Below are 15506 nucleotides of genomic sequence, written 5' to 3'. Positions count from 1 at the left end.
TAGCTGAGCTTCCATATCGAAAGCTTCGGGGGTCGAGCTGTGGTTGTGAAATGTGCTCTGTAGGCGTTCTATACGATGAGCGTATGGATGTTGAAGTGCGATACCTTCGGGCGCTGATTGCCGTGGTGGACGCCCAGACCTTTACCGACGCCGCCATTGACCTCGGAACATCCCAAGCCGCGGTTTCACGGTCCGTTGCGGCACTGGAACGGGTCCTAGGGTTGCGCATTCTGCAAAGGACAACGCGCAGCATCACACCTACTCCAGCGGGGGAAAGGGTCATCGCGCATGCGCGGCGCGTCCTGGCCGAGGTGGCGCTCCTTGAACGGGCGGCACGAGAGCACAACAGCGAACTGAAAATAGGTTACGCATGGTCGGCGCTGGGCGCCCGGACCGCGGCCCTGCAACGCAAATGGGTACAGGCACACCCAGACGTAGACCTGGTGTGGGTCCAGACCTACGCCGCATCCGGAGGGTTGGCGGACGGCTCTGCCGATGTCGCGGTCTTCAGGCGCCCGATCAGTGATGACCGCTTCACATCGACGCTCATTGGCAAGGAAGGCCGTTACGCGGCAGTGGCCACGGAAGACCCACTGGCCCGCAAACGCTTCCTGCGCATGGCTGACTTCGTCGGTCATACGCTGGCTGTGGACTACCGCACCGGAACGACTACCGAAGACCTTTGGACCGGATCGGCACGTCCGGCGTCCTTCCGACAGGTGCAGGGCGTCGATGAGTGGCTGATGCTCATCTCCACCGGACAAGCCATAGGCATGTCCTCGGAGGCGACCGCGGCGCAAAATCCCCGGCCCGGCGTCGTGTACCGGCTGGTCCGGGATGCCCCACCTATCTCAGTGTTCCTCGCCTCCCGCCGTGACGATCCTTCAGCCCTGGTAGCAGATTTCACACGGCTGGCGCGGGAGACATTCAGTCCCGACGAAACGGCAGAGACATCCCACTAAGTCCCGAAGCGCAGCAGCAAGTCCCGCTCATGACCCGTCGAGGATTCGGCCGTCCTTTTTACAGCTCATTCCGGACGCGCTGGCGGTAATTTCTTGGTGTTTCTCCGGCGTCATTGAGGAAATGCCGGTTGAAGTTTGAGAGGTTTGAGAAGCCGACTTCGTAGCAGATGTCTGAGATGGCTTTGTCGCTTCGCTCCAAGAGCCGACGGGCGTGTGCGAGGCGCAGTTTACGGGTCAAGTCGCTGAAGTTTTGGCCCGTAGAGCGCTTGAAGTACTTCGAAAATGTTGGTTCTGTCATTCCGACCAGGGCGGCCGCGTCGGACATTCTGAGGGTTCCGGCGTGGTTGCTGAAGACGTATTCGAGGACGATGTCGACCACGGCTGCGGCCTGGCCGTCCAGCTGGGGCCTGAACCATTCGTCGGCGAGGTAGCGCCGTTCTTCCTGTGGCGCACGGCTCAGAGTAGAGAAGAGCTCCATGAGGTGCTGAAGCCGCGCAAGTCCTGTGGAAGCGCCCATGGCTTCCATGGAAAGGGCCGCGCTCCGCGCCGCCTGTCCCAGGAATTCGATACCGCGGGCGGACTGATCGAGCAGGGGTTTGACTTCGGCCATTTCGGGGACGAGGGCAGCGGTGTGCTCCACCCACTTTCCGTCGAACTGGATGACCACGTCCCGGTTCTCCAGGATTTCTCCCGGTTCCAGGTCACTGACCCAGTCGTGGGGCAGGCCTGACCCGACAAGCGAGACGTGTCCGGCCTCAAACGTTCCGATGTGGTCTCCGACGATGAATTTCCCGGTGCCCTTACGGATGAGGTGGATCTCGTACTCAGGGTGATAATTCCACCGGGCAACAGGGCTCGGGTAGTCGTGTTCGTGCCACCTGACGGAGTGGTTGGGGTCCGGCGGAATGACTTCGCGGTTGGCGCGCATTCCCAGCAGCCGTTCAGCCAGGCGGGCAGTCGCTCCATCCTTGGGCTCCCCGACACTCATGATGGTTCTCCATGTTGCGTTGTTTATGAAATATGGACAGCACATTGACCGCCTTCCCCTAGAGTAACGGCTGCCTCAGAGTGAAGGGCGGGAAAATTAGTATCAGAAATAGGCAACCAGGACGCTAGTTGTGCCTTACCCCACAGCCCTAATGTTGAGGAACAAGAGAGCGGCGCACCGGATTTCCCGGTCCTAGTCGCCTCACCCGGTCCGGCATCGACACAGCAGTCGTTATGCGGTGACTGTGCACCCTTGAAGAACAAAGGAGTCCTTTATGCGCCCGAAAACGCGCGCTGCCGTCGTGTCCGCCGGAGCCCTCTGCATTGCCCTCAGTGCCTCGGCCTGCGCAGGTGCCGGCGGCGGCAATTCCGCCGGAGATCCGAACAGCATCAGTGTCCTGATGGTGAACAACCCCCAGATGGAAGACCTGCAGCGGCTCACCGCTGAGAACTTCACCAAGGAAACCGGCATCAGGGTCAACTACACGATCCTGCCGGAGAATGACGTCCGGGCCAAAATCAGCCAGGAGTTCTCCTCCCAGGCCGGCCAGTACGACGTTGCGTCCCTCTCCAACTACGAGATCCCGTTCTATTCGGCCAACGGCTGGCTCGCCCCGCTGGACGATGTGGCCAAGGACCCGGAGTTTGACCAGGACGACATCCTGCCGGCCTACACCGCATCCCTCACCGGTGAGGACGGCAAACTCTATGGCGAGCCGTTCTATGGTGAGTCCTCCTTCCTGATGTACCGCAAGGACATCCTGGAGGCCAAGGGACTGACCATGCCGGCCAAACCCACCTGGGACGAAGTCGCGGACATAGCGGCGAAGGTCGACGGTGCGGAACCGGGCATGAAGGGCATCTGCCTGCGCGGCCAGCCGGGCTGGGGCCAGGTCTTCGCACCCCTGACCACCGTGGTGAACACCTTCGGCGGAACCTGGTTCGACAAGGACTGGAACGCCCAGGTCAACAGCCCCGAGTTCACCGAAGCGGTGGAGTTCTACACCAAGCTGGTCCGCGAACACGGCGAAGCAGGGGCCGCGCAGGCAGGGTTCACCGAGTGCCTGAACAACATGAGCCAGAGCAACGTGGCCATGTGGTACGACGCAACATCCGCCGCCGGCGCGCTGGAAGCAGAGGACTCCCCGGTCAAGGGCAAGATCGGCTACGCACAGGCGCCCGTGAAGGAAACCAAGTCCTCCGGCTGGTTGTGGACCTGGTCCTGGGCCATGCAGGCCGCTTCCAAGAAGCAGGACGCTGCCGAGAAATTCATCGCCTGGGCCAGCTCCAAGGACTACGAGCAACTCGTCGCCTCCGAGCTTGGCTGGGCAAAGGTCCCGTCCGGGAAGCGCATTTCCACCTACGAGAACGCCGAGTTCCAGAAGGCCGCACCGTTCTTCGAAGCCGAACGCTTCGCTATCGAGAACGCCGACCCGAAGAACCCCGGCGCCCAGGAACGTCCCGCCGTTGGCATCCAGTTCGTGGGCATCCCCGAATTCGCCGCCCTGGGCACCAACGTCTCCCAGGGCGTCAGCTCCGCCATCGCCGGCCAAAGCAGCGTGGCCGACGCGCTAGCCAAAGGCCAGGAAGCCGCCCAAAAGGTCGGCAACAAGTACAAGCAGCCCTAACCGAACCGCAGGAGAACATCATGACTACCGCAACGGCGCGCATCTCCCGCCCGGGACACCACGCAGCCAAACCTTCGAAAGACGCCAAATCGCGCGAACGCGCCCTGGCATGGGCACGGCGAGCACCGCTACTCCCTGCCCTGGTCTTCCTCATCCTGGTCACCCAGCTCCCGTTCGTGGTGACCCTGATCATCTCGTTCATGAACTGGAACAGCCTCAGCCCGGACAAGACCGCCTTCGCCGGCCTGGAAAACTACGCCACCGTCCTCACGGACCCTGACCTGCGCCAGGCAATCTTCACCACCATCCTCCTCACCGTCTCCGTCGTGCTGATCAGCCTGCTCATCGGACTCGGCCTGGCCCTGCTGCTGGACAAGAAGTTCATCGGCCGCGGCCTGGCCCGCACCCTGCTGATCGCCCCGTTCCTGGTGGTGCCCGTGGCAGCGGCCCTGATCTGGAAGCACGCCCTGCTCAACCCCACCTACGGGCTGATCAACGGCGTCCTGACCTGGGTGTGGTCCCTGTTCGGCAGCGCCGCGGCGCCGCAACTGGACCTGCTCTCGCAGGCACCAATGATGGCCGTTATCCTCTCCCTGGTGTGGCAGTGGACACCGTTTATGATGCTCATCCTGCTGGCCGGCCTGCAGTCCCGACCCATGGACACCGTGGAAGCTGCCCAGATGGACGGCGCCACACCCTGGGCGATCTTCCGCCACCTGACCCTGCCGCACCTGCGCCAGTACCTGGAACTCGGCGGACTGCTCGGTGCGATCTACATCGTGCAGAACTTCGACGCCGTCTTCACCCTCACCGCCGGCGGACTGGGCACCGCAAACCTGCCCTACGCCATCTACCAGACCTTCTACTTCGCCAACGAATACGGTCTGGCCTCCGCCGCCGGCGTCGTGGTGGTCATCGGCACCATCATCGTGGCGACCTTCGCCCTCCGCACCGTCTTTTCACTCTTCAAGAAGGAGGCAGCACGATGAGCACCCTCACCCCCGCTGCACCACAGAGCACACCTCCCGGCCCCACCGCCCTGAACACCGGCCGCACACCACGTCGCGGCAAGTCACGCATGGACCCCACCCGCAACAACACCGCCGCCGGCATCGCGGCCTGGCTGCTCGCACTGCTCTTCGCCGTCCCGGTCCTGTGGATGATCCTCACCTCGTTCCACTCCGAAACCGACGCGGCCACGAACCCGCCCTCGATCGCGGCGGGCCTGACCCTGGACGCGTACCGGGAATTCTTCGGCGAAACCTCCGGCGTCAGCCCGTGGCCGTCCCTGATCAACTCCGCCACCGCCTCGATCCTGTCCACGGTCCTCGTGCTGCTCCTGGCATTCCCGGCCGCGTACGCCCTGTCCATCCGGCCGGTGAAGAAGTGGACCGACGTGATGTTCTTCTTCCTCTCCACCAAGATGATGCCCGTCGTGGCTGCCATCCTGCCGCTCTACCTCTTCGCACGAACCGTGGGGGCCCTGGACAACATCTGGTTCCTAATCCTGATGTACACCTCCATGAACCTGCCTATCGCGGTCTGGATGATGCGCTCGTTCCTTGCTGAAGTTCCGGAGGAAATGCTGGAGGCGGCACAGATCGACGGCGCCAACCTCCTGCTCATCCTGCGCAAGGTCATCGCCCCAGTGGCCATGCCCGGCATCGCCGCCACCGCCCTGATCTGCTTCATCTTCAGCTGGAACGAACTGCTCCTCGCCCGGGTCCTCACCGGCGTCGTGGCAGGCACCGCCCCGGTGTTCCTCACCGGCTTCGTCTCCGGCCAGGGCCTCTTCCTCGCCCAGGTCTGTGCGGCCGCCGTCGTGATCTCCCTCCCGGTACTTTTCGCAGGCTTCGCCGCCCAGGACAAGCTGGTCCAGGGCCTCTCCCTCGGCGCCGTGAAATAACCCGCCGGTTTCCCCGCAAAACTATTTCAAGGACTACTTCGATGACAACAACAACCACCCAGTCAGCCGCCACCGGCTCCGGCCTGCCAGCCACCATGCGCGCCAACATCCTCAAGAGCCAGGGCGACATGGCCATGGAGACCCTGCCCCTTCCGCAGCTCGACGCCGATCAGGTCCTGGTGCAGGTGGCCGCCGTCGGCGTCTGCGGCAGCGACGTCCACTACTACGAACATGGCCGGATCGGCCCCTACGTGGTGGACCACCCGCTCATCCTCGGCCACGAACTCTCCGGCCGGATCGCCGCCGTCGGAAGCGCCGTAGACCCAGCCCGCATCGGCCAGCGGGTCGCGGTCGAACCCCAGCGCCCGTGCCGCACATGCAAGCAGTGCAAGGCCGGCCGCTACAACCTCTGCCCGGACATCGAGTTCTACGCCACCCCGCCGATCGACGGTGCATTTGCCGAGTACGTCACCATCCAGTCCGACTTCGCTTACGACATCCCCGACAGCGTCAGCGACGAAGCAGCCGCCCTCATCGAACCGCTTTCCGTGGGCCTCTGGGCCTGCGAACGCGCCGAGATCCGCCCCGGGAGCCGGGTGCTGATTGCCGGCGCCGGTCCCATCGGCATCATCGCTGCCCAGGCCGCCCGCGCCTACGGCGCCACCGAAATCTACATCAGCGACATCGCCGAAGACCGCCTCGCGTTCGCCCTCGAACACGGCGCTACGCACGCGCTCAACGCCAGGACCGACAGTGTCGAAGGGCTCGACGTCGACGCCTTCATCGATGCCTCCGGCGCGCCACAGGCGGTCCGGTCAGGCATCAAGGCCGTAGCTCCGGCCGGCCGCGTTATCCTTGTCGGCCTGGGGGCCGATGACGTCGAACTACCGGTCTCCTTCCTCCAGAACCGCGAAATCTGGCTCTCCGGCGTATTCCGCTACACCAACACCTGGCCTCTGGCCATCCAGCTGATTGCAGACGGGAAGGTGGACCTGGACATCCTGGTCACCGGCAAGTTCTCCCTCGCCGAGTCGGAAGAGGCGCTCAGGGCCGGCAAGCAGCCCGGCCAGCTCAAAGCCGTCGTCTACCCCGGCCGCTAAGCACGCAACCCGGAGTACCGGCAACAAAATCAAGCACCGACCTGCGAGGGAAGCAGCCATGCAAAAACGACAGAACCCCCTTGTGGCCGGGGATGCCGATGATCAATCATTGGTGACCGTTATCGGCGAATCCCTGGTGGACATCATCGAGGACCCGGGACAGGGGGCCAATGCGCGGGAGGTCCATCCCGGTGGCAGTCCCCTGAACGTGGCGGTCGGATGCGCCCGGCTGGGCCTCAGTACCAAACTCGTCACGCACTTCTCCGACGACCCGCACGGGCGGCTCATCGCCGGGCACCTCAGCAGCAACGGGGTGGACACCCTGGTGGGCGGTTCCCTGCCCACCTCAACCGCGGTAGCTTCCCTCGACGCGTCGGGCGCCGCCACATATCGGTTCTCCATCGGCTGGGACATCAACGGAGCCTCCATTCCCGCCCTAGCAGCAGTGGAAGGCTCGCACCATGTCCACACCGGCTCGATTGCCACTGTTTTGTCCCCCGGGGACAAAACAGTACGGAACCTGGTCGAGGCGGCACGCCCTCACGCCACCATCAGCTTCGACCCCAACAGTCGACCGGCCATCAGCAGCGACGTCGCCCATGCCCGGCAGGCTGCTGAAGATTTTGTCGCCGTCAGTGACATCGTCAAGGCCAGTGATGAGGACCTGCAGTGGCTCTACCCCAACAGGACCCCGGACGAGTCACTGGCTGCCTGGCTGGAGCTCGGCCCGTCGCTGGTGGCCCTGACCCGCGGCGCAGAGGGGCCCGTACTCCTGAGCAGGCAGGGCCGCGCGGAACTGCCAGGGGAGGCCATCGTCGTGGCAGACACCGTAGGGGCGGGGGATTCCTTCATGGCCGCCCTGATCTCCGGCCTTGCACAGCTGGACTTCCTAGGCGCCTCCGCCAGGTCACGCCTTCGCAGTCTTGCATCATCGGATCTGCAGGCGCTGGCCGCCTATGCGAACAAAGCGGCAGCCATTACCTGCTCGCGGCAGGGCGCCAATCCACCCACCACCGCGGAGCTGCACCCATTGACCGCAACGCACACGGCTTAGGAGGACGCCAAAATGCCCACACTCACCGCCGGCTCACTTCGCGCACTGCCTGAAACTGTGGCAACACCTGCCTATGACCGAACGAAACTCACTGCCGGGATCGTCCATTTCGGTGTCGGTGGTTTCCACCGCGCACATCAGGCGATGTACCTGGACCGGCTGATGAGCGCCGGCAAGGCTTACGGCTGGGCTATCTGTGGGGTGGGCGTTCTGCCCGGGGACGCCCGGATGAAGCAGGTCATGGAAAGTCAGGACTGCCTGTACACCCTGATGGTCAAGAGCCCGGATGGGAGCCGTGAAGCACGGGTCATCGGCTCAATCATCGAGTACCTCTTCGCCCCCGAGGACCCCGAAGCTGTGATCGAGAAGATGGCTTCCGAGACCGTCCGCATCGTCTCGTTGACCGTGACCGAGGGTGGCTACAACTTCCACCACGTCACCGGGGAGTTCGACGCCGAGAATCCTGACGTGGTCCACGACCTTCGGCCCGGAGCTGCACCCCGGACGACCTTCGGCCTGATCGCCGAAGCCCTGTCCCGCCGTCGTGCCCGCGGCCTGGCACCCTTCACCGTAATGTCCTGCGACAACATCCAGGGCAACGGTGACGTAGCGCGGAAGATGTTCACCGCGTTCGCCACCCTGAAGGACCCGGGCCTGGGCAGGTGGATGATGGAGCACGTCCCTTTCCCCAACAGCATGGTGGACCGCATAACCCCGGTAACCACCGACGCCGACCGCACGGCGATTGCCAAAGAGTTCGAGGTGGAGGACGCCTGGCCTGTGGTGTGCGAGCCGTTCGAACAGTGGGTACTGGAGGATAACTTCAGCCTCGGCCGCCCGCCCTTCGAAGACGCCGGAGTCCAGCTCGTAGAGGACGTCGAGCCTTACGAGTTGATGAAGCTCCGCCTGCTCAACGCCAGCCACCAAGGCATGTGCTACTTCGGCTACCTCGCCGGCTACCGTTACGCCCACGAAGTCGCCCAAGACCCGCTCTTCGCCCAGTTCCTGCTCGACTACATGGACCAGGAAGCCACCCCCACCCTGCACCCCGTCCCGGGCATAGACCTCACCGATTACAAGCGCACCCTCATTGAGCGGTTTTCCAACGAACACGTCCGGGACACCCTTGCGCGCCTCTGCGCCGAAAGCTCAGACCGGATCCCCAAGTGGCTGCTACCGGTCATCCGCATCAACCTCGAACACGGCGGCCAGATCCACCGCTCGGCCGCTATCGTGGCCAGCTGGGCCCGATACGCCGAAGGTACTGACGAACAGGGAAACCCGATTGACGTGGTGGACCGGCTCAAGACGGACGTGATGGCCGCGGCAGCGCGTCAGCGTGATGAACCGCTGGCCTTCGTCTCCAACCGGGAACTTTTCGGCGATCTCATCGACAACAAGCGTTTCGTGGCCGCGTTCGGGACGGCTTTGGATGACCTCCACACTGGGGGCGCCAGGGCGACCTTGGCATCTGTGGTGTCGGGCTCCTGACAGATCACGGCGGATGAAAACGTTCACAGTCATGCTGCAGTGGGCTTTGGCTGCCGGGGTCGTCTTTGGTCTTCCCTGCTGCTTGGTATTGCAGCTTGAACTCCATCCGGACACAACGTACCTGGACCACCTGCCCGGTACGTTCGCGCTGCTCGCCGAAGGGTTCCTTGCACTGGTCCGGCCATCGCCGGCACCCGAACCTTTCAGCGCTTTGCCGGATGCACATGCCGACGTTTTCCGCTACGCCATCCGCTCCGGAGTGCTTCCAATCGCAAGCATCTTCAGCGATTGGAGCGGAGAGCTCTCCCGGCTCCGCGCTTTGCTGGAAATGACTCTCCGCAGCCTGCCAACTGCCACGGGGGCAGTATTGGCCATGGAAATGTACGGCCTCTTCATGTACCCCGCCGGCCACGTCTTCTTCTTCGCGAGTGCCTTGGCATCCACCGTATTCAGCTTGGTAGCGTTCTCCTGCTCGGCAGTCACTTTAAAGAATATCGGCATCATTGAGGAGCGCCTCCGCGTTCAACAACAGCACCTTCAAGTCGTGTGATTACCGCCTGCGGGGCAGATCCGAGCACGCGGGCGTTCCTGCTCTCCGACCGCGCCAATAACAAGGACCGGGGGCGGCCCAGACGCTGGCGTCCAGTGCCGTTAGACCTCTCCCCTAGCCGTCTTTAGAAGAGCCGATAACGGATATTCCGTCAAGCTGCTTGGTCGGGCGAGCCCATGCTTGCTGGTCCCGCGGCTGGAACTGGTGGCACCCTTGATTCGTCCATGGCTGGGGTCAATTGAGGTTATTCACGGCTGTAAATGGGAGCCGTTGAGGTAGCTCCCTAGCAGCAGTAGCGGTGGATAACCTCTGAGAATTGTCCCCGGTTGTGGGTGGCCGGACCGGACTCCTCCTTCAAACGCAGATCAAACCGCGTTCAAACGCAGGGCCTCTGGCATAGAAAAGGGGGTGGCAAACCCCTAGGCACGGCCTCGTGTCCGCCTCAGAATGGGCAGATCGCGTCCCATCAAGGAGGCCCCGATGCATCGATTCCGGAACAGCTGCGTCCTAGCTGCTGTTGTCGTACTGGTCGGCTGCAGTGCGACTAATAACCCACCAGAGAACAGACAGCCGTCGTCAGAAGCACCAACGCCCGCGCCGACAGCGACCACAACGCCACCATCGGCCGGCACAACATCTCCGACGGCTGTCGCCGTCGGCGGAACCGAGGTCGTCACGCTCGACCCATGGTCTCAGAGAGCACTCGACACCCCGACCATCTCAGTGCCCGCATCAGAAGAAAACTGGTGCGACGTCTCGCGCGTCAGTGAGAGGTCCGACGCTTACATGTGCAATGTCAAGGAACCCGCGGGGCACGCCCCGGACGCACCGTGCTTCCGAAACCCATCCAGGGCCGATGAGTACGCCTGCCTCGAGCAGAACCTGACCTGGCAGGTTCTTCGCGGCCTGCCCTTCAGAGGGACCGAAACCACAAGACGACCCAAAACCGACGGAAACTACGTCTACCTCAAACTCACGGACGGGACAATCTGCTCTGACGTCAGCAAATCCGGCATGGAACCTGTGGGCGACTACGGATTCCAAGGCTTTTGCGACGACAAAACGTCCTACTACAGTCTCGCCACTGCCGGCGATCCGCCATCGGACACCGAAAGTCCTTTCGGCGAAGGCACAGATGAGCAGGGGCGCTGGCTGGTCAAGACAAGCTCAGCGACTCCGGGACAGCTGATAGCCAGATCAATTCAGACTGCCTACCGGTAAACGCGTCCGCGCCGTTGGCTTGCGGCAATTAGGTCCAGAGAATTGCTACCAGCTACATGGAGAACGTCCGGGTCGACAAACGACGGCGACATCGGTGGGACTCGGCCAGCCAGGGCAAGCCCTAGGCAATGCTTAGCTTCGGGAAACCGATCAGCAGAAACCCACAGACCGCGCGGTAGCAGAGCTGGTGGAACGGGCGGAGGCCTACGCCCTTTCCGACCTCTCCCCGCCCGAATTAAAGAGCCGATAACCGGCGTTCCGTCAAGCTAGGGCCGCGCGAACTATTGCACATCGACGGCGGAGGCAGGGGAGCGGCTCACTCCAGCTTGGCTTGGCGCAAACACTGGTAGACGGTCTCCCTACTGATTCCGTAGTCACGGGCAAGGAGGGCTTTTGGAACTCCGGCGCCGGCGCGCTGGACGAGCTCGGCGGCCCGTTCCTGTGTGAGGGTCTTTTTCCGTCCTTTGTAGGCGCCGCGTTGCTTGGCTAGGGCGATGCCTTCCTTTTGGCGTTCCTTTATGAGGGAGCGTTCGAATTCAGCGAAGGCGCCCATGACGGAGAGCATGAGGTTGGCCATGGGGGAGTCCTCACCGGTGAAGACCAGGCTCTCTTTTATGAACTCCACCCGCACGCCTTTGCGGGTGAGGCCCTGGACCAGGGCTCGCAGGTCATCGAGGTTGCGGGCGAGCCTGTCCATGCTGTGAACCACCACGGTGTCCCCATCTCGTGCGAACCGCAGCAGTTGCGTGAGCTCCGGTCTGGCAGTGTCCCTGCCTGAGGCTTTGTCCATGAAGACCCGGTCCAGAATTTGGCCTTCGAGCTGGCGCTTCTCATTTTGGTCCAAAGTGCTCACCCGCACGTAGCCGATCCGCTGCCCGCTCACGTGGCCTCCAATCCTCGTCCTGTCAGGTTGAGTTCTAGGCCCGTTCAGGAAGGAAGTCAAGGCATTGTGGATACCGTTTCGAGGTGCACCAGCTGGTTTTGCGGCCGCATTTGCAAGCGAATGAGGGGCACCGCCCAACTGCTGAGCGCCGCGGGAAAAGTCTCTATTGCTTAGCGATGGGCAGTGATGAAACCGTCAGTTCTTGGGAAGGCCGGTCCGGCCAGTGCTTGATGGATTGAAGGTATTCGGTGGCGTCCGCTTGTTCGCTGAATTCGAGAAGGTTCCCGACTTTTTCCACCAGTACGTCCCGCACCTCAGCTGGGGTGGCGAAGAAGAACTCCTTCCGTGGATTGGCCTGGTTCACGGCCTTCGTCGCGAAATGTTTATGGAGCTCGTTTTCCAAGGTGACTGCATCTTCAGAGAAGAAAAGAGTGTGGATGTCGAAGCGGAACGGTACTGATGCGCCGCTGAGTTCCGCGACGCGTTCCGCGGGTTCGAGGCGCCGTGTCAGGCCGATCTTGACGACGTCATCGCCAAAGGCTCCGCGGTTGGAGATCACGTAAACGTAGCCGGCGCGGATGTTAGCTGCCCGGAAGTCGTTCTGAGCGATGGCTTCGTCGATAAGCTCGAGCCTCCGTTCGAGATCGGCATCCCCCTGACCGGATGCTCGCATCGCGTTGAGAGCATTAAGGAGGTGGGCGCGTTCCTTGTCGAGCCGGGCCCGTTCCTCGGCGAGTTCGCGTTCGACGCGGCGTTCCTCGCGCAGACGAGCCTTTTCCTCTCGTTCTGCTTCTTTCTCCTCCTGCTTCTTCATGAGCCAGTCGGCAGTGAGCTCGATTTCTTCAACGCGCAGAGCGTGGAAGTCATCACTGATGTGCATTTCCATCAGTGCGCCCAGTTTTGCGATTGCCATGCGGGACGCATCGAGGCGACGCTTCGCCGTGACAACATTGCCTAGCTTTAAGGATCTGATGCTGTTGTCCGCCTCGGCGTTATAGGCGCGAAGCATTAGTTTGGCCAAGTCATCGGTCATGCGCCGGCCCTTGGCGAGGGAATTGTTGAAGGTGAAGAGATTCGACTTCACGATCGCCTGCCCGGCTTTAACCAGTTCCGCGATTCGCCCTTCCACCTCGTCTAGCCGGTCACGAAACGATGCCGCATTCTCAAGCGGGTGGTGATACCGGTAAATGCCGACTTCCTGGAGCACTCGCGCGTCGTCGAGTTCAACGTATGGAGTGGATGCGTCGGTAGCATCGGAGAGTTGCCGCCGAAGAAGTTCATTTTCTGCCTCAAGAAATGCAACCCGTGCAGCCACTGAAGATACGGTGGGTTCCTCTTTGCTCGGTGATGATGCAGGTCCCGGCTCCGTGTCGGCCGGGGAGGGCGAATCTCCTGATGGCAGCCAGAGTTGCCATCCTGGCGGGGGTGCCGGCCACGAGGGGTCCGGCGTCCAGCCTGTCGGTGGCCGCCAGGACGCGGGGGGCTGGGGCCAGCCAGGAGGCGGATTGAAAACCAGATCAGCCGTCGTCATCAGGAGCGCCGAACTCCTGCGACATTCGCGGGTGCCAGCCCGAGTGGGTTCTTTGAGACTGCGGCACCCAAGTGTTCCAGAGTAGCCGCAGGCACCACCGCTGACAGGTCAATGGCAGAAAAGGCCTCACGTGATACCCCGACTGCGGCGAAAGGTATGTACGTTTCGTTGCCTGTCGCCGGGTTAATTGTCTGTGTTCCGACTTCCAGCGCGATGCTTTGTATCAGCGCGCGACGATCAGCTTCAAAGATTTCATGCAAAGTCCGCAGTACGACCTGGTGGACGATTCCCGCATATCGGTCCTTCGACTCTTTCTGTGAAAGCGCTACCGGCGTGATCTCGTCGCTGGCCTTTACGTACTTGTAGGACTTGATCGTGGGGACCTGGTTTGGGCTTGGGATGAGGACGCGCAACGCGAGTTCTGCTGTGCCAGGTTCAAACTCTGCCTCGTGCTCTACGGAGAATCCGTCGGGGTAGACGGAGTTGGCGAGCACGATGCCTACGTATTCCTGGACCGCTTCCACGGAACCGTAACTGAGATTTGTGATGAGTTGGTCGATCGAGGCGTTGTGCTCAGCAACCTCGGTCTCACGCGCGGCGCATTCGTCCTGGTACCGGGCTTGTGCTGCCGCCAGCCTTTGCTTTCGGTTGTTCTCATCGGCCGCATACCTGTCAGCAACCGCCTGCCGCCGCCCGGGCAACTGGGCCATCTCATGCTCCCAAGACGAATAAGCTTCGGCAAACGCGGCCTCGGCTTGGGCTTGGGCCTCAGCAAGCTTCTTCTTGCGGCCAAACAGCCCGGTCGGGGGAGCGGGGGGTTCGAACACCGGGGCCGGGGGATCGGGCAGGGGTACAGGCGCGGGAATTGGGGTCTCGAGCCTCCGGTCAAACGGAGGATGCTCAGCCCTTCTGCGCAAGCTGGCAAGGTCAACGTAATCATCCACTGTCAGAGTCGATTCAAGGAGGCTGTCGACCTGATCGTAAACGCTTGCAAGCTGGGCGTTCAGCTGCTCGACTTCGGCCTGGCGGCTGGCCACGTGGGCGTCATGCGCTTCCTTCTCAAGGCGTTTGCGGTCCGCCTCGGAAGCACGCTGCAGTGCAGCCTGCGCCCTTTGCTCAGCTTTCCATGCCTGCTCGGCCCGGCGCGCCGACGCCGCCTGTTCCCGTGCCGCGGCTCGCTGGCGCTGTTCGGCCACTCTCGCTTGGTGCTGCATTTCCGCTAAAAAGCCACGACGCCGTGCCAAATCAAACCCCCAGATACAGTTTTCGTTCACATTAGCAAGTAACTGGAAGATTAAAGTATTCACCTCCGGCCGACCCGAAATTATTTAGTAGCCTGCATCAAAAGCGAGTCCTGACAGCAGGCGGCTCTGTCGCAATACGATCACCTCGGCTGCAGGCTAGTGGGCAGGGTCACGCGAAACCTCCGCCGCGGCCTCTCCGAGCTTGTGGAAGCCGTTGAATCGATTGATAATCGAGGCCTAGTTTTTGCTGGGAAGCCCGGAGCTTCGGCTCTACATAACGACCACCACCATAAGAACCACCATGCCCGAACTCACAGGGAATCCTCAGGTTTACCGGCACATAATGGACCGGAGCTCCGGTCAACCGCTATTTGACTGGAGCTTCGCCAATTTCAGATCGCCACAGGTCAGGGCCTGCCCGAACACATGGTGAATTGAATTGGCGTGGTTGACGAAGACCTGGAGGGTCGTTCCGGGGTGGCACAGGAAGTCTTCCGGGAGCCCCTCGCGGCGCCAGCTTTACATAATCTTCATTATCGGCGTTTGAAAAAGGGTGGGGGAGAACCCCGAAAGGGCCTATTTCCGGCAATTACCCGTGCTCGTCGTTTGCCGCCGCCCGTCGTCTAAGCGTTTCGATGCTGCGGGTGGGTTACCTGGTAGTGCAGTCCCAGGTTGTGGTCGTCCACCCAAGCCGCGCAGGCTCCTGTTTTTTCGTACAGTCTTCTGTTGCCGGCCGCTGGCTGGACCCAGAGGATGTTTCCGTCTGCGGTGACGGCGTCGACCGTTCCTGTGCAGACGGGGGTGCCGTGGATCTTGATGACGGCGGTGGCCCCGGTCAGTGCGGTCCAGTCGTCGATGCGTATGAATCTGGTGGGCATGCTTTTGTCCTTCCGGCGGTAGTCCGTCATTTAAAGAGTTAACGAAGTGGAGTGCGGGGGACCGGCATTTG

Annotated in this window: 14 protein-coding genes; 9 read left to right on the top strand and 5 right to left on the bottom strand. The window is 62.2% G+C overall.

Going from position 1 to position 15506, the window contains the following annotated elements:
- Window positions 1-83 precede the first annotated feature (83 nt).
- Entirely contained in the window at window positions 84-962 is an 879-nt protein-coding gene (locus AC5RTE_RS15115; protein ID WP_494042203.1) for a LysR family transcriptional regulator, read from the top strand.
- Between the two features lie 58 nt (window positions 963-1020).
- On the opposite strand, the gene AC5RTE_RS15110 is transcribed toward AC5RTE_RS15115, so the two are convergent.
- A complete protein-coding gene (locus AC5RTE_RS15110; RefSeq protein WP_494042202.1) occupies window positions 1021-1950 on the bottom strand; it encodes an AraC family transcriptional regulator in 930 nt (309 codons plus the stop codon).
- A 274-nt stretch (window positions 1951-2224) separates the two neighbouring features.
- On the opposite strand from AC5RTE_RS15110, the gene AC5RTE_RS15105 reads away from it, so the two are divergent.
- From AC5RTE_RS15105 to AC5RTE_RS15070, 8 genes are all read left to right on the top strand, one after another.
- Window positions 2225-3577: an ABC transporter substrate-binding protein gene (locus tag AC5RTE_RS15105; protein WP_494042201.1), complete on the top strand. Its 1353-nt coding sequence runs from the start codon at window positions 2225-2227 to the stop codon at window positions 3575-3577.
- Between the two features lie 20 nt (window positions 3578-3597).
- Window positions 3598-4566 (top strand): carbohydrate ABC transporter permease, encoded by a 969-nt coding sequence (locus AC5RTE_RS15100; RefSeq protein ID WP_494042200.1) that lies wholly within the window; start codon window positions 3598-3600, stop codon window positions 4564-4566.
- Window positions 4563-5483, top strand: a complete 921-nt coding sequence (locus AC5RTE_RS15095; protein ID WP_494042199.1) for a carbohydrate ABC transporter permease — start codon at window positions 4563-4565, stop codon at window positions 5481-5483. Before AC5RTE_RS15100 ends, AC5RTE_RS15095 begins: the two co-directional genes overlap by 4 nt.
- Before the next feature lie 41 nt (window positions 5484-5524).
- Window positions 5525-6583, top strand: coding sequence for an NAD(P)-dependent alcohol dehydrogenase (locus AC5RTE_RS15090; RefSeq protein WP_494042198.1), 1059 nt, complete (start codon window positions 5525-5527; stop codon window positions 6581-6583).
- A 58-nt stretch (window positions 6584-6641) separates the two neighbouring features.
- Complete coding sequence (locus tag AC5RTE_RS15085) at window positions 6642-7637, top strand: carbohydrate kinase family protein (RefSeq protein ID WP_494042197.1); 996 nt, start codon at window positions 6642-6644, stop codon at window positions 7635-7637.
- A gap of 12 nt (window positions 7638-7649) precedes the next feature.
- Window positions 7650-9128: a mannitol dehydrogenase family protein gene (locus tag AC5RTE_RS15080; RefSeq protein ID WP_494042196.1), complete on the top strand. Its 1479-nt coding sequence runs from the start codon at window positions 7650-7652 to the stop codon at window positions 9126-9128.
- 13 nt (window positions 9129-9141) lie between these two features.
- The gene (locus AC5RTE_RS15075) at window positions 9142-9678 is read left to right on the top strand and encodes a hypothetical protein (protein ID WP_494042195.1); all 537 of its coding nucleotides are present in this window, start codon (window positions 9142-9144) and stop codon (window positions 9676-9678) included.
- Window positions 9679-10401: 723 nt separating this feature from the next.
- On the top strand, window positions 10402-10899 hold the full coding sequence (locus AC5RTE_RS15070; RefSeq protein ID WP_494042194.1) for a hypothetical protein: 498 nt from the start codon (window positions 10402-10404) through the stop codon (window positions 10897-10899).
- Between the two features lie 316 nt (window positions 10900-11215).
- Here AC5RTE_RS15070 and AC5RTE_RS15065 read toward each other — a convergent pair whose 3' ends face one another.
- The 4 genes from AC5RTE_RS15065 to AC5RTE_RS15050 form a co-directional block, all read right to left on the bottom strand.
- The gene (locus AC5RTE_RS15065) at window positions 11216-11782 is read right to left on the bottom strand and encodes a recombinase family protein (RefSeq protein ID WP_494042193.1); all 567 of its coding nucleotides are present in this window, start codon (window positions 11780-11782) and stop codon (window positions 11216-11218) included.
- Window positions 11783-11945: 163 nt separating this feature from the next.
- Window positions 11946-13313, bottom strand: coding sequence for an SNIPE associated domain-containing protein (locus AC5RTE_RS15060; protein ID WP_494042192.1), 1368 nt, complete (start codon window positions 13311-13313; stop codon window positions 11946-11948).
- The gene (locus AC5RTE_RS15055) at window positions 13313-14620 is read right to left on the bottom strand and encodes a hypothetical protein (protein WP_494042191.1); all 1308 of its coding nucleotides are present in this window, start codon (window positions 14618-14620) and stop codon (window positions 13313-13315) included. The genes AC5RTE_RS15060 and AC5RTE_RS15055 overlap by 1 nt, the downstream gene beginning before the upstream one ends.
- 560 nt (window positions 14621-15180) lie before the next feature.
- On the bottom strand, window positions 15181-15435 hold the full coding sequence (locus AC5RTE_RS15050) for a hypothetical protein (RefSeq protein ID WP_494042190.1): 255 nt from the start codon (window positions 15433-15435) through the stop codon (window positions 15181-15183).
- Window positions 15436-15506: the final 71 nt, after the last annotated feature.

The sequence above is a fragment of the Arthrobacter sp. K41 genome (genome assembly GCF_059089645.1).
The sequence above is the reverse complement of the archived record's forward strand: the minus strand, read 5'-3'. Positions and strand labels throughout refer to the sequence as shown.